Origin of the sequence: Alteromonas sp. K632G (assembly GCF_017653625.1) — a bacterium.
GTDB lineage: Bacteria > Pseudomonadota > Gammaproteobacteria > Enterobacterales > Alteromonadaceae > Alteromonas > Alteromonas naphthalenivorans.
Genome location: NZ_JAGGDM010000006.1, coordinates 173,419 through 196,912, shown reverse-complemented (window position 1 = coordinate 196,912; position 23,494 = coordinate 173,419). Strand labels below are relative to the sequence as shown.

Here is a 23,494-nt window from a genome sequence, read left to right as displayed (position 1 = left end):
TAATACCTTCCTCTAGGTCATTGAGGTGTATTTTGGACGTAGTGCGGGGTAGTATCGTCACGCAAAAGAATAAAAAATAGTCTAGGAGTTTCAATGAAGATTACAGTAGCCACTCGCGTAGTCGGCGGTTTTGTAGCAATTACTTGTCTACTGATTGTCATTAGCGTTGTTTCGTTGTTTAACCTCAATTCCATTGGTTCAGCAACCGAAGAGGTAAATGACGTTGCGCTTCCTACAGTCGCGGGTAGTAACGCGTTAAAAGCGAACTTCCTAAACATGGGTAGATTGACATTCGAAGCCTATATTGAAGAAGATTTGTCTGGCCTTCAGGAAAAGCGCACAGCATTCAATCAAAGCCGAGATATGTTCGAGACTGAATATAAGAAGCTTGCCACTGCAGTTGCCAATGAACCTGAACTACAAAGTAAGTTAAACAGTGTTCGAGCTTCCTATGATAACTACATTAAGAATGTTGAAGCGGTTTACCTGAACCACCAAAAATTCATGGATATCCGAAACACCATTGACGACCGTTTAGGTGATGCTGAAGATAACGCTGACGATGCGTCCACTTACCTACTAGACTTTTCTGACCTTGACGCAGTGCAAAGTGACCCAAATCTTAGACGCGCAGCAGATATTGGTAGCCAACTAGAAACCTCATTGCTTTCTTTACTTACCGTTTCTTATGAATACGTAAAAACCGAAACTATCGTGCGCTCTCAAACCCTAGGTAACGAAGTTGACTTAGTGGTAGATAAGGTTGCTACTTTACTTAGCGATATGAGCCAAGCCGCTGGACAGCGAGACCAGTCTGGTACGCTTAGCGATATTAATGAATTAGTAAACGATGCCCTTAATGCGATTACAGCTAGTGACGGCGTAATGGCGTTGCATGTAGAGAGGCTAGAACGCAGAAACGATTCTGAGGCGGCACTTAATGCATCAGATAAGAACATTGCAAATGGTATTGTTGAACTTGAACAATTACTAGCGCTTGCAGACGCCAAAGCAAAAGACGTCGAAGACCAGGTGAATAGTGCTATTACTACAGGCAATATCATCATTATAGCGGTGGTAATATTTTCAATTTTGATAGCCGCTGCGATTGGTTACGTGACGGTAAGAGCTATTACCCGTCCTCTTTATCGCGTGAACGAGTTGCTTACCGTAGCATCATCTGGAGACTTAACACATCGCCTTGACGATTCTGCTCAAGATGAATTTGGTCTTTTAGCTAAAAACTGTAATACCCTAATTGGCAACCTCAAAGAGCTGATTTCAGGAATTAATACCCGTGCGGAGCAACTTGCCGCGGCATCAGAACAAACCTCTGCCGTTACTGCGCAAACCACGCATTCGATTCAAGATCAGAAGTCGCAAATTGGCCAAGTGGCAACCGCCACTACAGAGATGCACTCTACCTCACAATTAGTAGTGCAAAACGCTGAAGATACGCTGAGCCAAATTCGCCATGCTGATGCCGAAGCTGAAAATGTACGTCAAATCTCACTTGAGAATAAACGTATTATCGAAATTCTCGCCAAAGACGTTCAAGACGCTGCCGATGTTATCAACAAGCTTCACCAAGACAGCGCTAGCATCGGGGGTATTCTTGATGTTATCCGCGGCGTGGCCGACCAAACCAATCTACTTGCCTTGAATGCCGCCATTGAAGCTGCCCGTGCAGGTGAGCAAGGTAGAGGCTTTGCGGTAGTTGCTGATGAAGTACGTACACTAGCGAGCCGAACGCAACAGTCTACGCAAGAAATTAACGCGATGATTGAGGTACTTCAAGCGGGTGCTGAACGCGCGGTATCAGTAATGAATCAAGGTAAAGAGCAAACAGTAGCCTGTGTAGAGCAAACGGAAAAAGCGACACAAGCGCTAGATATCATCTCTGAAGCGGTACACAAAGCCCACGACGTAAGTTCTCAAATTGAACAATCGGCACGTGAACAAAATACGGTATCACAAGAAATTAGCGAGAAGCTTGAAACTATCGTTAATATTGCTGAAGAGACCACTTCAGGTGCCCAGCAAACCTCTGACTCTAGCCACGAAGTGGCAAGGCTTGCTGAAGAACTACAGCAATCTATCCGTCAGTTTAAGGTATAAAATCACACTGAGTATTTGATTTATTTTAATTGAATTAGATTAACTTAAACACTCAGCGTTAAATGAAAAACACATTACACGCTACTCAAAAAGCGCTTTATGTAAGTCCTTCACTATTTTATCGCTGTCAGTTTCATTCACTAAGAATGACAGGTTGTGCGGGTTAGCACCGAAACAAATCATGCGTAAGTTAAAGTCAGACACCGCAGCAAAAATTTTGCTAGACACACCAATGGCGGTTTGCATGTGGTTACCTACTACAGTGACTAAGTCGTAACCGTTCTCTACTTTCACATCACAAATAGTTTCAAGCTCTGCAATGGTTTCTTTGTTTAAGCGCTGTGCCACTGAATTTGCAGGGTTGTCTAAGGTAAACGACACCGAGATTTCTGATGTAGTCACCAAATCCACACTTAGCTTGTGCTTAGCGATGATGGCAAAAACCTGCTGTAGGAAGCCCTGTGCGTACATCATCTTAGGTGTTTTCACTGTTACCATAACTTGGTCTTTACGGCGAGTAATGGCACGATAAGGTGGCTCTTCTACGCAGTCTCGAACAATCCAAGTACCGCCTTTTTCTGGCTCTTTACTTGAACCTACAAACACTTTAATGTTTTTACGAAGGGCTGGTTCCATGGTGGCAGGATGCAGCACCTTAGCACCAAATGTCGCCATTTCAGCCGCTTCTTCAAAGCTAAGTTCTGGTAATGGGCGAGCAGCAGCAGTGATACGTGGATCGGTAGTATAAACCCCAATCACGTCTGTCCATATTTCACAGGCGTCAGCGTCTAATGCTTCTGCGAGAAGCGCGGCAGTAAAATCAGAACCACCACGACCTAAGGTCGTAGTTCGCCCTTCATCATCAGCACCCACAAACCCTTGTGTAACCACAATAGCATTTTCAATTTCAGGGGCCAGCAATTGCTTTGCCAAAGCTTCAATGGTGTCTATCTGTGGCACTGCTTCACCAAATTCACTGTCGGTGCGCAAGACTTTGCGTACATCGAAGTTCATGGTAGTCACATTTTGTTCAGCTACTTTTTGTTCGGCTAAGACTGCACTGAACATCAATGACGACATGCGCTCACCCATTGAAAGCAACTGATCTTTCAAATCGTTTCTATGTAAAATTTCTTCGTGAAATGCTAGGGATTTCATTTCATCTAGCAAATCATTTAGCTTGCTTTCAACCGAGCTTTTATCTGCAAGCTTGTTGAGAATGGCAAGTTCAATATCAACAATAGACTGGCAAGTAGATTCTATTTGCTCTTGGGTAAGTGGGCTGTGCGCTAAATTCACCAGGTGGTTTGTTACCCCTGCTGATGCACTAACAACCACGATACGGGTCGCACTGTTTGAGGCAACAATTCGCGCACAGTTTTGCATCACTTCATAGTTCGCAACACTGGTTCCGCCGAACTTGGCGATGGTTAAAGCATTTGCCACGATTTTACTCCGAATTTCTTTTACCGAGCATAGTGCTCGATAATGACCGGCGAATAGGTTATTCGCACCGGTTTAACGATTAATTTCTATCTGGTCACCCACACTGATATTGTGTGAAGCGAACCACCCTTGGTTCATTTCTAGCGCGTAGAGTACCTCTTTAGTTGCCTGCACAGACGTTAGGTCGTGAGGCTCTAGAGGTTTTATATCTGTAATTACGCCATTTCTGTCGATATAGGCGACATCTAAAGCAATATTCGTATTCTTCATCCACATGCTGGCGTATCGCGACGATGCAAACTTAAAGAACATTCCACAGTCATCACACAGAGATTCTCTGAACATTAACCCTTGGGCACGTTGATCAAAAGAGTGCGCGTATTCCATTTGGTAAAGTTTTCCATCAATCGTTAAGGTGATTTGATCAAACTCTACGCTAGGTTCCATTTGTGCGCTGGCATTTAAAGCGCCATATCCTAGAAGCACAAATAGCGCGATTGCGATGAAAGTAGTTTTAGCCATTAGACATTCCTTTTACCCATAAAAAAAGCCGGACACTTACGGTGCCCGGCTTTGTAGTTTATACACTAAATCAGGCAACATTCAACGTTGGAATGATATTGGCCTTCGCCTCTTCCTCTGCCTTCTTGAAACTTGGCATTTTATCGAAGTTTAAGTAGCGAAATACTTCAGACGACATGGAGTTAATTTTGCTCGCATATTCCATGTATTCTTCTGCCGTTGGAATACGGCCAACGATAGCACCAACCGCTGCTAATTCGGCCGACGTAAGGTACACGTTCGCCCCATCACCTAAACGGTTAGGGAAGTTTCTGGTAGAGGTAGACAGCACCGTAGCGCCAGCATTTACACGTGCTTGGTTACCCATACACAATGAACACCCAGGCATTTCTGTACGCACGCCCACTCGCCCATAAATGTTGTAGTAGCCCTCTTCCATCAATTGAGCCTTATCCATTTTCGTGGGTGGCGACATCCACAAACGGGTAGGTAAGGTTTTATTGAACTGCTCGAGTAATTTACCGGCCGCTCTAAAGTGGCCAATGTTTGTCATACATGAACCGATAAAGACTTCATCTACGTTTTCACCAGCAACGTCTGATAAGGTTTTCGCGTCATCAGGGTCGTTCGGGCAGCACACAATAGGCTCTTTAATGTCGTTGAGGTCTATCTCGATGATTTCCTTGTACTCAGCATCTGCATCGGCGCGCATAAGTTCAGGGTTGGCCAACCACTCTTCCATCTTCTGAGCACGGCGTTCAAGCGTACGTGGGTCGCCGTAACCTTCGTTAATCATCCAACGAAGCATTGTGATGTTTGAGTTAAGGTATTCAGCAATAGACTCTTCTGAAAGGTTAATACTACAGCCCGCCGCAGAACGCTCTGCCGATGCGTCAGATAATTCAAATGCTTGTTCTACCGTTAGGTGTTCCAGCCCTTCAATTTCAAGTACGCGACCAGAGAACGCATTAATTTTGCCTTTCTTCTCTACGGTAAGTAAGCCTTGCTTAATACCGTATAACGGAATGGCGTGTACTAAATCACGCAGGGTAATGCCAGGCTGCATTTCGCCTTTAAAACGAACCAGAATGGATTCAGGCATATCTAGGGGCATCACACCGGTTGCTGCAGCAAAAGCCACTAAGCCAGATCCTGCTGGGAATGAAATACCCAATGGGAAACGAGTGTGTGAATCGCCACCGGTACCAACGGTGTCTGGCAACAACATGCGATTTAACCAGCTGTGAATAATGCCGTCGCCGGGACGAAGGGATACACCGCCTCGGTTCATCATGAAATCTGGCAAGGTATGCTGTGTTTCAATATCAACAGGCTTAGGATACGCCGCAGTATGACAGAACGACTGCATGGTTAAGTCGGCAGTGAAACCAAGACAGGCTAAATCTTTTAGCTCATCTCGCGTCATAGGGCCTGTAGTATCTTGCGAACCAACCGTGGTCATCTTAGGTTCGCAATAAGTACCAGGGCGAATGCCTTCAACGCCACACGCTTTACCTACCATCTTTTGGGCAAGGGTGTAGCCTTTACCAGTATCGGTAGGTTGTTCTGGAGTGCGGAACAAATCTGTTGCACCTAAACCTAATGTTTCTCGTGCTTTTTCAGTAAGCGCGCGGCCAATAATAAGGTTAATTCGTCCACCAGCGCGTACTTCATCTAAAATGACTTTAGATTTGTATTCGTACTCCGCTAACACTTCACCTGTTTCATGGTTGGTAATTTTGCCTTCAAACGGGTAGATGTCGATGACATCGCCCATGTTCATTTTTTCTACATCAGCTTCAAATACCAAGGCCCCTGCGTCTTCCATAGTATTGAAGAAAATAGGTGCTACTTTGCTACCAATACATACACCGCCACCGCGCTTATTTGGCACGCCAGGTAAGTCTTCACCAAAGAACCATAACACTGAGTTGGTGGCCGATTTACGTGATGAACCTGTGCCTACCACATCACCCACAAAGGCAACGGGATAACCTTGGTTTTTTACATCTTCAATTTGTTGCATTGGCCCTTTAACACCATGTTCTTCGGGCTCTAAACCATCACGGGTCATTTTATAAGCGGCTAAGGCGTGAAGTGGAATATCTGGGCGCGACCACGCATCTGGGGCGGGAGACAAGTCATCGGTATTGGTTTCACCGGTCACTTTAAATACAGAGTAAGTGATCTTATCGTCCATTAATTTACGCGACGTAAACCACTCACCTTCTGCCCACGACTTAATAACGTCAGTGGCAAATTGATTTCCGGCTTTGTGCTTTTCTTCAACATCATGGTAGGCGTCAAACATCAGCAGCGTGTGCTTAAGTTCTTTAGCCGCTAGTGGCGCTAGGCTCTCATCGTCGAGAAGCTCAACTAATGTCACGATGTTGTAGCCACCATGCATGTTGCCTAATAGCTCAATGGCCTTTTCTTTTGAAATTAACGAGCAGCTGTCTTCGCCTTTAACGATAGCACTTAGGAAACCGGCTTTAACGTAAGCGGCCTCATCTACGCCAGGTGGAACACGTTCAGACAACAATTCTAGTAAATTGTCTGCTTCGCCTTCTGGTGGATTTTTAATTAACTCAACCAAGCCTGCTACCTGTTCAGCATTTAGCGGCTTAGGAGGGATCCCTTCAACAGCACGTTCTTCTACGTGTTTGCGATAGTCTTGTAACACGATGTCTTCCTCTTGGTTTAGCTTGCGCAATGGGAATAACGGTCTTGTACGATCTTGACGCAAGGTCTGATTAAAAATACTTCATAAGTATAACGATTAACCTGTCTAAATTAAATTTTTGAGGCTTTTTATTCACTTATAGTCGCCATTCAGCGTACTTGATATTGAACGATTAAAGCTATTAAAAACTTTAAAATTAAACCCTAAAAGCAATCAAATTTATTAAGTGTTATTGAGCGCTATTGCTCCCTATTATTATTTCCTATCTTTATTGAAATGGAGTCGATAACCGTGAAAACCAAGCTCGGCTTGAACACCACAAGGGCATAACGTCTTATAAATCTGGAAGGTCTTTAGCTGGACGCACATGCCTAAAGCTCGCAAAGCGGGGAATGCCCTTCTTTGTTACGCCAAAGTATTTGAAGGTGATCCAACTGTTCATGGGTGGCGGATATCGGCGCTGTTTCATACTAAACCCTGTGCCGATTTTAAATTGTATCCCCTCTGGCGTCTCGACGATAAGCGAGCCCATCATGCCGGCGAACTTCCCTCTACCTTTTACATAGCCAATCACTTTGGCTTCAGCATCGTTGAACCGTTTTACCTTTAATAGCTGATTACTGCGTCCGTCCTGATAAAAGGCAGCTTTGTGATGCAGCATTAGGCCTTCACCGCCCTTTGCGGTGACCTCATCTATTTTCGCTTCAAGAACCCGCTGAGAATCCAACGTAAACTGGGGGATAGTAGTTAAACTATTACTATTTGCTTGCCTTACCAGTGTCTCCATCGTAGACAAACGTGTGGCAAACGGGACATGACTGACGGGCATATCAAACAGCATCATCTTCACCGTCCTCCAGCGTTCATCAGGCGTATGGCTAAGTACAATAGAAGCAATAGCTTCAAAACTGCTTCGCTGTGTCCATAGCTCTCCATCAAGCACTACATCAGGCCAGTTCTTGGTAAACCACTCAGGAGCGTGAATTTTATTACCGTTGCGGGTAAGAAGCTGCGTGCCCGTCCAGCGGGCACGCACACCATCTAGCTTTTCGCTAACCAAATACTCAGCAATATTGATGTAGTCACTCTTATTGTAGGTCGCTGCCAATTGGATAGGCGTTACCCCCTGCTTTATCACGCGTTTAATGGGGCTAAACACTGGCTTGGCGACGTTAGCCATCGACTTAGCAGTATCAGAAATTGGCTTAGCAAAGTCAGACATTGGTTCAGTTGTGTCAGACTTTAGGTAAGTGCCTGGAGTGGCAAAGGGGATGGCAACGGGTGTGGCAAATGAAACGGTAGGCAAACTTATCGCCAGTAGTAGTATCGAGATAAAATATTTAAAATTCATTTTGGCATTCTTGTTAAAAAACAAAAAAGCTTACGCTTATCAACTCGTGAGTAAACTGGGCTTAAGACTGGTTTACATGAAGGCCTAGAATACAGGCGGAATACAGGTGAGAATACAGGTGAGAATACGGGTGGCAAGAGAGATATAAAAAAGCCCCAACCGACGTTGAGGCTTTATATGCTAGTTGCTATTTAACGTGAGGTTAAATGGCGTTTTAGCCTACTGTTTTAACAGCAACGCTTGGCTCGAACTTAGCTTTAACGCTCATGTCTTCTGCTGGCGGCGCGAAGTCAGTAAGGTTAATCCCTTCAACCGCCGCTTTGTACTCTTCCATAGTTGGGAAGCGACCTAGCACTGCAGACAGCACGACTAATGGTGTTGAACCAAGAAGTGACTCACCTTTCTTCTCGTTAGAGTCGGCAACAACACGACCTTGGAATAAGCGTGTAGAGGTAGCAATTACCGTATCACCAGGTTCTGCCTTTTCTTGGTTACCCATACAAAGGTTACATCCTGGACGCTCTAGGTACATGATGTTGTCGTACTTGGTACGTGCTGCTTCTTTTGGCTTGTCGTCGTTAAACTCGAAACCTGCGTACTTAGTAAGAATGTCCCAATCGCCTTCCGCTTTTAGCTCATCAACAATGTTGTATGTTGGTGGCGCAACAACAAGTGGTACGTTAAACGACACGCTGCCATTTTGCTTTTCTAAATTACGAAGCATTTGAGCGATAATCTGCATGTCACCTTTGTGAACCATACAAGAACCAACAAAGGCTAAATCAACGGTTTTGCCGTCGTAGAAAGAAACTGGACGAATAACGTCATGGGTATAACGCTTAGAAACGTCGTCGTTGTTTACGTCTGGGTCGGCAATCATTGGCTCGTCGATTTGGTCCAAATCAACCACAACCTCAGCGTAGTACTTCGCGCTGTCATCTGGTGCTAGTGCAGGGTTCTCACCAGACTCGATTTCAGCAATACGCTTATCAGCAAGATCAATCAAACCTTGAAGCATATTGGCATCGTTTTCCATGCCCTTGTCGATCATTATTTGAATGCGACTCTTCGCCACTTCTAGCGACTTGATCATAGTCTCGTCGTTAGAAATACAGATTGAGGCTTTCGCCTTCATTTCTGCTGTCCAGTCGGTAAAGGTAAACGCTTGGTCAGCAAGCAAAGTACCTATTTGCACTTCAATAACACGACCTTGGAACACATTCTCACCGCCAAATTGCTTCAGCATTTGAGCTTGAGTAGCATGAACAACGTCACGGAAGTCCATGTGGCTCTTCATGTGGCCTTTAAAGGTCACTTTAACCGACTCTGGAATTGGCATCGCCGCTTCACCTGTCGCAAGCGCTACCGCTACCGTACCCGAGTCAGCACCGAACGCGACGCCTTTAGACATACGAGTATGTGAGTCACCACCAATGATAATAGCGCGATCGTCAACGGTAATATCGTTCAATACTTTGTGAATAACGTCAGTCATTGCATGGTAAACCCCTTTAGGGTCACGTGCCGTGATTACGCCAAAGTTATTCATGAAAGACATAAGCTTAGGAATATTAGCTTGGGCTTTCTTATCCCATACCGACGCTGTGTGACAGCCCGACTGGTATGCACCGTCTACAAGCGGAGAAATCGTTGATGCTGCCATCGACTCTAGCTCTTGGCATGTCATCGGGCCGGTTGTATCTTGTGAGCCTACAATGTTTACTTTAACGCGAACGTCTGAACCAGCGTGAAGCGGAGTCTCAGACTTAACGCCTACCGCATTGCGGTTAAAGATTTTTTCAACAGCTGTTAGACCTTGGTTTGCTACAGATACTTCTTTTGAACGTGCATAAACTTCAGGTACGTCTGTGCCTAACACTTTTGCAGCAAAAGTTTGTAACTGCTTACCAAACGTTACCGCGTAAGAACCACCGGCTTTCATAAACTCCATTTTTTGCGGAGTGAAAGCGCTTGATATATCAGCAAGTTCTTCTGAGCCGTTAAACAGTTTCTTCGCTTTAGTGTCGATGGTAAGCACGGTGCCTGTAGCAACAGAATATGCTTGTTCTAACACTGGGTCGCCGTTAGCATCGCGAACCACTTCACCGTTAGCATCCGTCTTTTTAACCCAGTTTTTAAGGTCTAAACCAATACCGCCAGTCACGTCTACGGTCGTTAAGAAGATAGGCGCGATACCGTTAGTACCTGCAACTACTGGCGCTTTGTTCACAAATGGAATGTAAGGGCTTGCTGCCTCACCGGCCCAAAGTGCAACGTTATTCACACCAGACATACGCGAAGAACCTACGCCCATGGTGCCTTTTTCAGCAATAAGCATTACTTTAGCATTAGGGTGCTTTTTACCTAGCTCAACAATTTCTTGCTGTGCTTCAGGCGTGATCATGCACTGGCCGTGTAGTTCACGGTCTGCACGAGAGTGAGCTTGGTTACCCGGAGAAAGTAAATCAGTAGAGATATCACCTTCTGCAGCAATATAAGTCACTACATCAATTTTTTCTGGTACGTCAGGCAATTTAGTAAAGAACTCTGCTTTTGCGTAGCTCTCAAGAATGTCTTTTGCTATCACGTTACCTGCGTTGTAAGACGCTTCTAAACGCTCTGTATCAGCTTCGTATAAGTAAACCTGTGTTTTTACTACTTCAGCAGCTGTCTTAGCGACTGCTTCGTTGTCAGAAAGTGCCAAATCTAAAAGCACTTCAACAGACGGGCCACCTTTCATGTGTGAAAGCAGCTCTAACGCAAACTCAGGTGTAATTTCAGCAACTACTGACTCACCTAGTACGATTTCTTTAAGGAATGCAGCTTTAACACCTGCAGCACTTGTTGTACCTGGCAGTGTGTTGTAGATGAAGAAGTTAAGAGAATCTTCACGGTGCTCATTATTCGTATCTTTAATTTGAGCAATAATTTCAGACAGCAAATCTGCACTGTCGATAGGCTTAGGGTGTAAACCAAGTTCCGCTTTACGGGTCTCGATTTCGGCCATGTATTCTGAATACAAACTCATATAATTCTCTCGGTCTTGGTTATACGTAGTTATTTTTATACGCAGGGGTTAATTATACGTCGGTCTTAGCTATACGCATGAAATTATAGTGGTTATTTTAACTGATTTTTAAGCATCAGGTAATCATTAGAAAATGGCACAAGAGCACATTGCCACTTTTACCCTTTTCATTAGCTACAAGGTATTTACATTTTGCTCGTTTGACAGATTGAAGCCAACTTCACAAAAAACTAAATAACCACTATTTTTCATTAAGTTATGAAGAGCCATATCACATGACATTCATTTTACATTGCTTTGTGAGGCAATGATAAAAGCAACCTATACAAAGCATGACTTATCTTAGGTATTTCTCGTATTTATGGTCGAACCAGATGAAATAATAAACAATAATGTTGTAAATTTACAATATTTAATAGCTCATGGATTGAATATGATTAGTCTGGGCGTGTTACAGCATCAAAAGAATCAGGTGGCAGTAACTGTATTAACTCGGCACTTTCTCCATCAGTCAACGCATAAACACCACCATCGCGCCCTACTGCAACATCACGAACCCGTTGATTTATAGAAGAAAATACCTTTCGATACTGAAACGGTTGACTTGATAAATCTACAGCGTAAAGCGCCTTCGCTTTTAGGGCAGAAACAAGCAAGTGATTAGTGAGTGTGGGGAACGCATTGTGGTTGTATACCGCCATGGATGATGGCGCTATAGATGGTGTCCAATCTACGAGTGGATTCACCATACCCTCATAGTGATTAAACGGGGAAATGGTTGCCCCCGAATAATCTTTACCTAGCGTAACCACCGGCCAACCATAATTCATTCCAGGCGTAAGCTTGTTTAACTCATCACCGCCATCCGGGCCGTGCTCATGCAAGTAGACATCACCATTTTGCAATTTCACTAACCCTTGTGGGTTCCTGTGCCCTAAGGTGTAAACAAACGGTGCATTGTTAAACGGAACATTTGAGACGGGCTTTCCATCTAAAGTAAAACGAAGCACTTTCCCTAACTGTGAACTTAATACTTGGCCCTGCTCCCGATAATCGAAACCGTCACCTGTGGTTACCAACCAAGTACCATCTTCCATGGCTACAAGCTTGCCACCAAAATGCACTGGCGTAGCCTTGCTGTCTTTTATTTCTATTACTGGTGTTAGTGCTTTAATTTGCCCATCATCAGTCAAAACGCCCCGCATCACTGCCAAACGATTAGCGTCGTCGGTGCCCTTCGAGTACGAAAAGAGAATGACTTTCGAGGTGCTGAAGTCGGGAGAAAGTGCCATGTGCAGCAGGCCGCCCTGCCCTTTTTGATACAGCTGCGGAAGTGGCAACACTTGGGAAAAAGAAGGTTTATCTGAACTAGCCTCTGTAGAAGGTACGGTGACAATTCTGCCATCGCGTTCGGCCACTAACCAACTGCTATCGGGCAATTGCAGAAGGGCTTTCGGGTAATGCAGAGTATCGGCGATGACCCTCGTTATTGCTGTATCCGAAGTTTGTACTTCAAGAGCACCTTTACCCGACGTATCTGCTGAAACACCGTTGACCGACAATAAGCTCAAGCACGTGAACATCATCAAGGTTAGATATCGTGTAGGTCGTTTTGCTTGGTTTTTTATACTACCAGGCATTTCGAACCCGCTTTGGATAAACATAATTTCCTTCCCCCTATTTATTACGCTACCTTAGCATGCAATAGTAACTTGAATGTTATAACACCTTAAAATAGCGAAAAGAGCGGTTATGTGGTCTTTTATCAAAAGTTTTCTTCCTGCGTGGTTAGTAGCCTTTCTATTGGCTAGCAGTTTACACACATTCCAAGTATTAGATGCACTGTCCAATCTTGGGGTAGTAATTACCCCCTCTGAGTGGCTATCTACCGCATGGAAGGATGCAATAGGCTTGCTACCCACTTATGGCATTATTATCGCTATCGCACTGTTACTTGCGTTCAGTGTTGTCACTATTATTCGTAAATACGCCATGAAGCAGAAGGTTACAAAACCTCGCGTTATTGCATTAACGAGCATAGCCGGTGCAAGTAGCATCGCCGTTGCATTGCTTGCTATGCAGCCCATTCTTAACGTCACACTGATTGCAGGTGCTCGTGGGTTCGATGGTTTCTTACTTCAATGTTTCGCAGGTTTAATAGGCGGTTTTATTTATGGCTTACTACGAGTAACTAGTACGCCGCGTCCGCTATCAACGCGCTAATAGCTTCACACTCCCCAGCGCAAACACCACGCTCCCCCCCTTTTTGAACCTATTCAAATCTATTCAAGTCGTCAGCAATCATCACTGAGGTGAATATTTAGCTATAATGTAATAGGTATGTAAATAAAAATGAACATTTGTTACTGTATCCGCATAGTCATCTTTCATTGAAACCTCTCATTCAGGATAAAGCATTATGTTAACGTACCCAGAAAACGTTACTTGCCTGGCCGACAATATTGAAGCCGTTCTTACTAAGCATGCTGACAAGCCTGCGTATACCGCACTAGGGCAAACGCTAACCTTCAAGGAAATAGACGAAAAATCTGCAGCCTTAGCGCGCTACTTCACTCATGAAGCCAAACTAGCAGCCGGCGACAGAATTGCTATTCAGCTACCTAACCTCATTCAAAACCCTATTGCCGTTTATGCTGCCTTGCGCGCGGGCTTGGTAGTGGTTAACACTAACCCGCTTTATACCGAGCGGGAAATGAAGCACCAATTTACTGATAGCGGCGCAACAGCATTGGTGATCTTAAGTGATTTACTGCCTAAGTTTGATGCCATCAAAAGCGACACTCAAATTAAAACCGTTGTTGCTACTTCGGCAACGGAATTATTAGATGCTGCTACGGCTCCGGCTATAACGGGTACAGTGTCATTAACCGATGCGATTAAAGCTGGTGCAGATTTGCCTGGCGTAGTCAGACCTAAAACAGAGTTTGAATCCCTTGCTATGTTGCAATACACGGGAGGCACCACAGGGGTGTCTAAAGGCGCAGCCCTTAGCCATAAAAACGTCATGAGCAACAGCGTTCAAATGCTCGATCACCTAGGCGGCTTTTTCAAAGAAGGTGAGGAGGTGGTTGTTTGCCCCCTTCCTTTGTATCACATTTATGCCTTTACTGTTTGTATGATGGCACTATTCGCGAAGGGCAGCCATATCGTGCTTATTCCGAATCCTCGTGATATCGACGGTTTCATTCAAACATTAAAGCCGCATAAAATTACCGCGTTTGCGGGTATCAATACTTTGTTCGTTGGTTTGGGTCGTCACCCAGAATTTGCCAAGCTCGACTTTTCAAAACTGCATTTAACCATGTCTGGTGGTACAGCCCTCGCTCAAGGCGCAGTATCTATATGGAAACAAGTAACAGGCAATACTATTACTGAAGGTTACGGGTTGTCAGAAACCGCGCCAGTGGTTTCTTTTAACTTACCTGGCGAAGAAGAAGTTGGTACCGTTGGTAAACCACTGCAAGATACTGAGGTAGCTTTGCTAGATAGCTACGATAACCCAGTAGGCGAAGGCGAGTCAGGGCAAATTGCGGTTCGTGGACCACAAGTGATGCTGGGCTATTGGAACAGAGACGATGAGACAGCAAAAGTCATGACCAAAGATGGCTACTTTAAAACCGGTGATATCGGCGTTTGGGTAGCATCTGGCGCACTTAAAATTGTCGATCGCTTGAAAGACATGATTATTGTTTCTGGTTTCAATGTGTACCCTAATGAAGTAGAAGATGTACTCACTGCCCACCCAGATATTATGGAAGCCGCTGTAGTCGGTAAACCAGATGAAAAATCTGGTGAGCGAGTATGCGCGTTCATCACCGTCAGCAAGCCAGTTACTAACGATGACATCATTGCGTTTTGCAAAGAAAGCTTAACCAATTACAAAGTCCCTAAGGAACTTACCGTTTTAGAAGAGCTGCCTAAATCTACCGTTGGGAAAATTCTGCGTAGAGAGCTTCGTTCAGTCTAAATTGTCTTGGCGATAATTGCCGTTAATATGAATAAAATCAGGTTATTGCTACCAAAGAATAACCTGATTTGTTTGCTGCAATACCATTTTCATTCTATACATAATCTATTAGGCCTAACGTAAGTCTGCTCCCAACGCTGTGAACTCCCTTTTAATCAAGCAAATCAAAGCTGCTTTTTCTTGTGAAAACAACGAAGAAGGCGAACTTTGGTTAGACGATATACTTAATAAAACCTCTTTATTAGACAACCATGATGCATCCCGCCTTACCACGGGTCTTAGTGCACTGCTCGCCTCTATTGACAATACATACCGCCAACATGGTCTTGAAGCCGAAGACGAGACAAAAAGCGGCGGGTACGCATGTCAAAATAGTATGGATAGACAGCCTTTAGAACAAGGGCAAACCTCGCATCAAGAATTAGCAGCCATTACAGATAACCTTGTTCAATCGGTCAATACATTATTAACGGCGCAAGCGCGACCTGAAATTGATAACGATATTGCTAGCTTAACCTCGCTGTCCACCTTGGTCTTAGACTTAATTACTGAGCAACAACACAACGAAAACGACATGCTGATCCAGAGACGAGCAATGGATCAGCACAGCATAGTGGTCACGCTCGACTTAAACGGCACTATCTTAAGTGCTAATGATAAGTGCTGCCAGTTATCTGAATTTACTCGGGACGAGCTTATCGGGAATAATGCGGATATGCTCAATGTTAAAAATGTCCCCTTACCCACACGCCTCGCTATTCTGAAATCCTTATTTGAAGGTGAAATTTGGCACGGCGAGCTTCAAAGTATCACTAAATCCGGCACCCCTTGGTTTGTATTTTGTACCATCGTACCCAATGTAAATGATCAAGACCGTGTTGAAAACCTCGTTGTACTCTGCACAGATATTTCCAATCAAAAAAGGTTAGAAAAAAGGTTAGAGACAGGTAGGCAATTTTATCAAAGCATTACTAATAGCATTGGTGAAGGCGTATATGCTGTAGACGCCAATGGCAAAACTCAATTTCTTAATCCTGAAGCATCACGTTTATTAGTGTGGGAATTAGAGGATTTACAAAGTCATAGATTTCATAATGCGGTTCATTATCAAAAAGAAGATGGCACACTCTTATCTCGAGATGAATGCCCTGTAAATCAGGCTATTTGTGAGGGAAAAACCTATAGCTCTGATGAAGACTTCTTTACCGATAAGCGAGGACGCATCTTTCCAATTTCAATTATTGCAGTTCCCCTTGGAGACATTCATGGCAAACCCAACGGCCATGTTGGTGTGTTCAGAGATATAAGTGATCGTAAAGAGTTGGAGCGTAAACTACAACATGCTTACAAAGAAGCCGCTAATGCTAACAAGGCCAAGGGAGATTTTTTAGCGACAATGAGCCACGAAATTCGCACTCCAATGAATGCCATTATTGGCTTAACCCATTTAGCACTTGAAACCGATAATCAGTCGCAGCAACAAAGTTACATGACCAAAGTGAAAGGCAGCGCTACCTCGTTGCTTACGCTAATAAACGGCATTTTAGATTTTTCGAAAGTTGAAGCCCAACAAGTTGAATTGCATCGTGCTGATTTCAACCTTGCCGATATGATGAACAAGCTCGCGCAGGTGTTTCAACATAAAGCGCGCCAGAAGCGTTTACAATTACTATTCGACATGCGCTTAGACACAGATGTTACCTGTAAAGGTGATAGCGACAAGATTTATCAGGTATTAGTTAATTTATTGGGAAATGCAATCAAGTTCACTCGTCACGGCTTCGTTAAATTAATCGTTAGCCAAGAAGGAGAGGCGCTTTCTTTTTGTGTGAGCGATACAGGTATTGGGATTGATGAAGACAACAAAGAAAAACTGTTCAAAGCCTTCGTGCAGGCAGATGCGTCAATTTCAAGAGAATATGGCGGTACAGGGTTAGGGTTGGCCATTAGCAAGCGCTTAGTTGAGCTGATGCATGGTGAACTTAAATTTACCAGTGAGCTTGGTAGGGGAACGCAATTTTGTTTTGCACTTCCGGAATTGGTTCATGAGACGGTTAATGAAATTAGCCGTGAAAAAGTGAAGTTAGCCGTGCCCATACCGAAACGGAATCACCCATTACTGTGTGTGAATACAAGTCAGGATATGGATGAAGCGAACAATATTTTAGCACACACACTGTCGCGACTCTCCATACCTTGCAGCTTTGTTAACCCAAATACAGATGCGTTCCCAGTTACGCGGCATGATGCAATGGTGTTGCTTCCCGCTAAGCCAGCAGAATGGCAAAAATTCGTCAACCATATAAAACTTGGTGAATATGAAAATCTAAACCTAGTGTGTATCGTGACCCCCATCGACACCGAAGAAGCTAAGCGTCGATTACAATCTGTCAAACTCAACACGCTTAATATTATAGAGCTACCTTTTACCGATAATGACGTCTTGCGGGAATTAGTTCCTACTTCAAATACCAAGTTACCCACCCTCACTGATGGGCTAGAAAGCAAGATATGGCGCAAGCGACGACTAGCAGGAAAGCACGCATTGTTGGTAGATGATGACAGTATAAGTCTTGAAATAGCGCAGCAAATTTTACTTGATGCAGGCTTGAGTGTGACCACAGCAACCTCTGGTGAGCAAGCTTTGGCACTGGGAAATAGTAACGACTTCGACGTGGTACTACTCGATTGCATTCTTCCAAATAAGAGCGGATTCACTGTTGCTGAGGAACTAAATAATTTAAATGGCTGGCACTGCCCTATCATTGCACTTAGTGCTGATGGTAGCAGCGAAAACAAACAAAAGTCGTCTAGCGTTGGTATGTGTGCCCACTTGGTAAAACCCGCAAGCGCAGCTGAAATATTACATGTCATCGACATCAATATTCACACTTCTGTCAATTTAAACAACATGCATGACAGTGACGATCCCTTCCTTATTTCCTTGGCTGAATTTTACTCGAATTACAAAAATGCAGAGTTACTCGCGCAGCTTATTAATATTATGATTGAGAATGACGCGAAGCATGATGCTATTAACTCGCTATTGGCCGATGCTAAAAAAATAGGGGCTGATACTTTGGTTACTGCGTTAGAAAGGCTACCAAACAGCCTTGAAGACAACACTAATTATGCGCATAAAATATCGAACATCTCATTCGCTTTAGACGCCACTCTTCGACTTATTGCGCATACGCTTTCATTGCCAAAAGAGTATGATGATGAAGAAGCAGGAGAGGTATTATCTATCTCAGATTTGTCAGCGGTGATCACAAGCCTTGAGTCTTACGATGCCGAGGCAGTATCTCTGCTTTCAACGCTTTACAACAAACATGCATCATCAGCATCGGCACATGCACTAAACCATGCAAGGCAACTTGTTAGTGTTTACGATTACAGCCGAGCACTTGAAGAACTTTTACGCCTGAGGGATACATTGCTAAATGGCTGATAACCAGAAATCGAGAAAAACGGACTTTAGCATTTTAGTCGTTGACGACGAGCCAGCAAACATCGATTTATTGCAGGGTATCTTGTCGCCTTATTACCAGGTAAAAGTAGCGCCCACTGGGCATATTGCGTTGAAAGTCGTAGAGCAGTTCACTCCAGACCTTATTTTACTCGATATCATGATGCCGGGTATTGATGGCCATGAGGTATGCAGACAGATTAAAACTTCCCCAGCGCTTGCCCCAAGACTGGCTAAGGTGCCTATCATATTTGTAACGGCTTTGGGTCAAGGTCAAGATGAAGAGAAAGGATTTGAATTAGGTGCAGTGGATTATATTACTAAGCCTATCTCACCGGCTTTGGTGCTTGCTAGAGTAAAAACTCACATCTCGTTAGCACACCAAGTGAGAGTAACTGAACAAGAAGTTAAAATCAGAACTCAAGAACTACTTCGTAGTCAGCAAAGTGCTATTAGCATGTTGGCCGCAGCCGGACATTACAACGATACTGACACTGGCCATCACATCTGGCGCATGGCCGCTTATTGTCAGTGTTTAGCGTTAGCCTATGGTTGGTCACCTGAAGAAGCCTCTTTGCTGGCACAAGCCGCGCCTATGCACGATACCGGAAAAATAGGTATTCCTGATAATATTTTAAAAGCCCCTAGACGACTTACCTTTGATGAAATGGAAGTCATGCGCACGCATGCGGCAATTGGCTATGAAATATTAACTCGCAGTAATTCGCCCTTGTTTAGCTTGGCCGCAGAAATTGCGCGCTATCATCATGAAAAATGGGATGGCAGTGGCTACCCTAATTCATTAAAGCGTGAACAAATTCCAGTAAGCGCACGCATTGTGGCAATTGCAGATGTGTTTGATGCCCTGACCATGAAGCGGCCCTATAAACAAGCGTGGCCAGATGAAGAAGCATTTGCCTACATTGAAAGTGAATCGGGCAAGCACTTCGACCCGGAATTAGTGTCCACTTTTTTGTCTATCAAAGAAGACGTGTTGAAAACAAAAGTTTACTGGAATGAACTTGAAGCTAGAAATGAACTCCCCTCCATTGAAGCCTTTCTTCCCTGAAACTTTATTCTTGGCGCCTTCTGTGAAAGGCGCTAATCAGCGAAAGCAGTTTATAGCGAAAAAAACCACGATGAAACGACGGGTTTTAGCGTTAATCTGTTAGTTCGTTTTTCTCTAAATTATCAGAATAAAATTGTCATATTTAATCGAATAAAACACGTCTTTTTTTAGAATTGGGTTACCGATGTTCCTCCCTCATATAGGGCGTTGGAGGAACACACTATGACTAACACACACATCGTTACATTTACGGCATTACTCACACTATTACTTACCCCACTTTCTGCTAGTAGCAGCGAGAGCCAATCGACTAGCCTATGGCCCACACAAACACAAAGCGCCCATGGCTATGCTATCGACTTTATACGCGGGGAAGGCGCTGTAAATGGCATCAAATTAGCTTATCAATATAATATCGACCAGCCTTTAAACGTAAGTTGGCCTATGACTTTAACCATGGAAACCAGCGCAAACTTTTGGGAGTATGGCGACGATAACCAGTACGACTCAAATGTCGTACTCGCCCTTTCACCTATTTTACGGTTTCCACTGACCACAGTGTTTGATAAACCTATCGATTTAGAGTTGGGTATTGGGGTGTCGTTGCTAGACGATACACAATTTGCGGGTAAAGACGTGTCTACCCATTATCAATTTGAAGATAGAATTGGATTTTCAACGACGTTTGGACAATACCAAGAATACCGCGTGTCATTGCGCTATTTTCATTACTCCAACGCCGGCTTTAAGAAGCCTAACCCTGGATTAGATTTTGTATCATTATCTTTTAGCCAGCGGCTTTAAGGGTAACGACTCAGCCTAGTAAGCCATTAATTACGATGGCCCAAACAAAAACGCCGCAGGCTCGTTTAGATGCCTGCGGCGTTTCTACTACCACGTATAAACGTGCTAACTGTTGCGTTTAACTATTACCAAACTCAGTTTCGATGATTTCAGCTTGTCTCTTTTCAGATTGAACAAACTGTTTCCACTGCTGCGCCATAGCTTGGCTTTTCTGATGCTTTTCAGCTTCAGCAAGCTGGTTAAGCGCCAGTGCGTACTGCTTTTGATTATAAAGGGCCATGCCTTTAATCAAATACACCAAGCCTGGGTTACGCATCTCACCTTTTTCAACGGCGCGATCTGCCGCTGCAATAGCGTCGTCCCAGCGTTGTTCGTTAAGTAGGATTTGCGCTAACTGAGCATCTAACTCACCATCTTCTGATAATTCTGCTGCTTGCATCATCACCGGAATGGCTTTGTCTTGCTCTTTGGCTAGCGTCCAGCTTTGCCCTAAAAACTTAAGATTTCGAAGGTTTTCTTCCAGCACGCCCTCTTTCATGGCTTGTTCCATCAACAATGCACCTTTATAAGGAGCACGGTGATAGTAATAAAGCTGCGCCATGTTGAAGATATCCGCTGGAGACTCTACAAAACCCTGTTGGTAAGCCGTTTCCATAATCGCAAGCTGCTTACGCTCTTCACCTAACTCACCGTACATACCAGCCAGTTGTATCCAATATTTCGGTTCGCTGTACAGCTTTACCAGCTTAATCAAAATATCTTTTACTTTCTCAGGTTGCTTTAGTTCATAGTAAACCGCGCGTTGAAGAATAAGCCATGCTTCATCGGGTAACATGCCCTCGGCTTCATGTTCATCAATGGCCTGTGTTATCCAATCAGCAGACTCTTGATACTGCTTATTTTGATAGTAGGCTTGCGCTTTTAACACCTTATTTTTAGGTGGTATAACACCGTCGTTTAATACTTCCCAGCGTTCGATAAACTCAATCGTTCTGTCGTAGTTACCTTGCATCAAATGCAACTGCGCTAAGCTGAAAAGCGTCGACATTTCGAACTTCTCAGGAATAGGTTGCTGGTTAACCACGTTTTCAAACGACTCTAACGCTTTGTCGTAATTTTCATCGTTGTAGTAAATAAAGCCGAAAAAGTTATACATCATGGCTTTTTCGTAGCTATTCATCGAGTCAGATTTATCTTCCACCTCTTTAAGAATAGCTATAGCTTCTTCTACATTCCCCGCATCGTCGGCGGCTGATTGTGCTCGCGCTAACTGCTCGTAAACCTTTCCACGAAGTGTAGGCACACGACGGGTTTTCTTATCACTGGCTTTTTGTTCCTGAGCAACTGCATCACCGGCAACCAACAGAGTAGGAACAGACACAGTTGCGCAAACAACTGCAAACGCCAGTGCACTAAGCAATGTATTCGTTTGTTTTTTTCTCATGTCATTATCCGTCTATCTGGAAGGTAATACGGTTTTGAATACCAGACACTTCCGTGGCTTCGCCATTTACCACTCGCGGCTTATATTTAAACTTCATTGCGGCATCCATTGCTGCTTGTTCAAATATACCTTCTGGGTTGGCTTCTATCACGATAGGATCTCGTACTGCGCCTTGCTTAGTTACCGTAAATTCAACAATAACAAAGCCTTCAATACCACGTTGTAAAGCTCGACGAGGATAAACCGGCGCCACCTTAACAATAGGTAAATACTCGCCATCACCAGACTCAAGGGCTAACCCTCCGTCTAATGAAATATCATCACCAACATCTGCACCAAAGTCCATAGACGTCCCTTCCGCATCCGGAGTAGGTGAGTCCATTTGAGGTTGTTCCATTTGCGGTGGCGGCTGATCTGGCTTAGGCGGCTTCTTAGGCTTACGATCTTTTTTCTCGACCTGTTCGTCCTGCTTAACCCTAACAAAGTCAAGTACACTACCCTTTGGCGGTTCCGTTAACGCACTGCCACCCATCTTGATGAGTGATTGCATCAAGAAGAACAGGCCTAACGTGATCGCAAGGGATATAACAAATGCGATTATATATCGTGGCATGATTTATGGCTCTTGAGCTGCAATCGAAACATCAAAAACACCTGCCGCACGGGAGGCATCCATAACTTTAATAAGGGTTTCAGTCGTTGATTCTTTATCTGCTTGAATCACAACGGTACCCTGCGGGTTTTCAGCGTGAAGACGCTCGATGTTCGCCTGTACTGCACGCTCATCTATACGACGCTTATTGATCCAAATTTCGCCTTTGTCAGAGATAGCGATAAGAATGTTAGCCCGGTCTTTTTTAACAGCAGTGGCTGCTTCAGGACGGTTAACATCAATACCCGCTTCTTTTACGAAGGATGCGGTTACGATAAAGAAAATCAACATGATAAATACAACGTCCAGCATGGGCGTCATATCGATGGCTGCTTCTTCTTCATCAACTAGGTTTTGAAAATGTTGCTTCATAATTTTTACCTTACCTTAATGCCGTAGCATTAACGTTGAATAGTCAATGCATCCTCAAGATGCGTGCGTTCAGATTTCACCATACGGTTAAGCCATGTAGAGGCAAATACGCCTGAAAGTGCACCAACCATGCCCGCCATAGTGGGGATAGTGGCTTTCGATACGCCTGATGCCATAGAGCGGGCGTTACCCGAACCAGCAATGGCCATCACATCGAACACTTCAATCATACCGGTTACCGTTCCCATCAAGCCAAGTAGCGGACAAAGCGCAACCAAAGACTGAATAATCGGGATACTACCGTTAAGACGCATAGTTAACTGTGAAATCGTTTTCTGACGAACTTGCTGTGCAATCCAAGAAGCGCGGTCGTTACGTGCAGTCCACATAGACACCGCTTCTTTCTTAGCTTGCTTATGCCAAATCATCAGATACATGGCACGCTCGAGGATCAAAAGCCACATAACGAATATCAGCAGACCGATGACCAGGAGAACCTGGCCACCTGTTTCTGTGAAATCGCGAATTGCCTCCAGAAACTCGATCAT

At 44.2% G+C, this 23,494-nt stretch carries 16 protein-coding genes; 6 read left to right on the top strand and 10 right to left on the bottom strand.

Going from position 1 to position 23,494, the window contains the following annotated elements; genetic code table 11:
* Positions 1 to 93: 93 nt before the first annotated feature.
* A complete protein-coding gene (locus tag J5X92_RS08060; protein ID WP_208805342.1) occupies positions 94 to 2,118 on the top strand; it encodes a methyl-accepting chemotaxis protein in 2,025 nt (674 codons plus the stop codon).
* A gap of 81 nt (positions 2,119 to 2,199) precedes the next feature.
* On the opposite strand, the gene lysC is transcribed toward J5X92_RS08060, so the two are convergent.
* The 6 genes from lysC to J5X92_RS08030 form a co-directional block, all read right to left on the bottom strand.
* A complete protein-coding gene (gene lysC / locus J5X92_RS08055; RefSeq protein ID WP_013785399.1) occupies positions 2,200 to 3,564 on the bottom strand; it encodes a lysine-sensitive aspartokinase 3 in 1,365 nt (454 codons plus the stop codon).
* A 72-nt stretch (positions 3,565 to 3,636) separates the two neighbouring features.
* The gene (locus J5X92_RS08050) at positions 3,637 to 4,086 is read right to left on the bottom strand and encodes a DUF192 domain-containing protein (protein WP_129736571.1); all 450 of its coding nucleotides are present in this window, start codon (positions 4,084 to 4,086) and stop codon (positions 3,637 to 3,639) included.
* A gap of 70 nt (positions 4,087 to 4,156) precedes the next feature.
* Positions 4,157 to 6,769, bottom strand: coding sequence for a bifunctional aconitate hydratase 2/2-methylisocitrate dehydratase (gene acnB, locus J5X92_RS08045; protein ID WP_129736569.1), 2,613 nt, complete (start codon positions 6,767 to 6,769; stop codon positions 4,157 to 4,159).
* A gap of 334 nt (positions 6,770 to 7,103) precedes the next feature.
* A complete protein-coding gene (locus J5X92_RS08040; RefSeq protein ID WP_208805340.1) occupies positions 7,104 to 8,120 on the bottom strand; it encodes a DNA ligase in 1,017 nt (338 codons plus the stop codon).
* Between the two features lie 214 nt (positions 8,121 to 8,334).
* Positions 8,335 to 11,148, bottom strand: a complete 2,814-nt coding sequence (locus J5X92_RS08035) for a bifunctional aconitate hydratase 2/2-methylisocitrate dehydratase (protein WP_208805338.1) — start codon at positions 11,146 to 11,148, stop codon at positions 8,335 to 8,337.
* A gap of 437 nt (positions 11,149 to 11,585) precedes the next feature.
* On the bottom strand, positions 11,586 to 12,812 hold the full coding sequence (locus tag J5X92_RS08030; RefSeq protein WP_208805336.1) for a PQQ-dependent sugar dehydrogenase: 1,227 nt from the start codon (positions 12,810 to 12,812) through the stop codon (positions 11,586 to 11,588).
* Between the two features lie 88 nt (positions 12,813 to 12,900).
* Between J5X92_RS08030 and J5X92_RS08025 the strand changes: the two genes are divergently transcribed.
* From J5X92_RS08025 to J5X92_RS08005, 5 genes are all read left to right on the top strand, one after another.
* Positions 12,901 to 13,371, top strand: a complete 471-nt coding sequence (locus J5X92_RS08025; RefSeq protein WP_208805334.1) for a hypothetical protein — start codon at positions 12,901 to 12,903, stop codon at positions 13,369 to 13,371.
* 196 nt (positions 13,372 to 13,567) lie between these two features.
* On the top strand, positions 13,568 to 15,136 hold the full coding sequence (locus J5X92_RS08020) for an AMP-binding protein (protein ID WP_208805332.1): 1,569 nt from the start codon (positions 13,568 to 13,570) through the stop codon (positions 15,134 to 15,136).
* Positions 15,137 to 15,275: 139 nt separating this feature from the next.
* Entirely contained in the window at positions 15,276 to 18,587 is a 3,312-nt protein-coding gene (locus J5X92_RS08015) for an ATP-binding protein (protein WP_348272387.1), read from the top strand.
* Positions 18,580 to 19,674, top strand: coding sequence for a two-component system response regulator (locus tag J5X92_RS08010; RefSeq protein WP_208805330.1), 1,095 nt, complete (start codon positions 18,580 to 18,582; stop codon positions 19,672 to 19,674). Before J5X92_RS08015 ends, J5X92_RS08010 begins: the two co-directional genes overlap by 8 nt.
* A gap of 222 nt (positions 19,675 to 19,896) precedes the next feature.
* Positions 19,897 to 20,478 carry an acyloxyacyl hydrolase gene (locus J5X92_RS08005; RefSeq protein WP_126872472.1) on the top strand — a complete coding sequence of 194 codons (582 nt, stop codon included), beginning with the start codon at positions 19,897 to 19,899 and terminating at the stop codon, positions 20,476 to 20,478.
* A 118-nt stretch (positions 20,479 to 20,596) separates the two neighbouring features.
* Here the strand turns inward: J5X92_RS08005 and J5X92_RS08000 are convergent, their stop codons facing one another.
* From J5X92_RS08000 to J5X92_RS07985, 4 genes are read right to left on the bottom strand one after another with little or no spacing between them, the layout of a single operon-like run.
* On the bottom strand, positions 20,597 to 21,922 hold the full coding sequence (locus J5X92_RS08000; protein ID WP_208805328.1) for a tetratricopeptide repeat protein: 1,326 nt from the start codon (positions 21,920 to 21,922) through the stop codon (positions 20,597 to 20,599).
* Positions 21,923 to 21,926: 4 nt separating this feature from the next.
* Positions 21,927 to 22,535 carry an energy transducer TonB gene (locus J5X92_RS07995; protein WP_013785411.1) on the bottom strand — a complete coding sequence of 203 codons (609 nt, stop codon included), beginning with the start codon at positions 22,533 to 22,535 and terminating at the stop codon, positions 21,927 to 21,929.
* Between the two features lie 3 nt (positions 22,536 to 22,538).
* Positions 22,539 to 22,946, bottom strand: a complete 408-nt coding sequence (locus J5X92_RS07990) for a biopolymer transporter ExbD (RefSeq protein ID WP_013785412.1) — start codon at positions 22,944 to 22,946, stop codon at positions 22,539 to 22,541.
* Between the two features lie 29 nt (positions 22,947 to 22,975).
* Positions 22,976 to 23,494 (bottom strand): MotA/TolQ/ExbB proton channel family protein, encoded by a 519-nt coding sequence (locus J5X92_RS07985; protein WP_013785413.1) that lies wholly within the window; start codon positions 23,492 to 23,494, stop codon positions 22,976 to 22,978.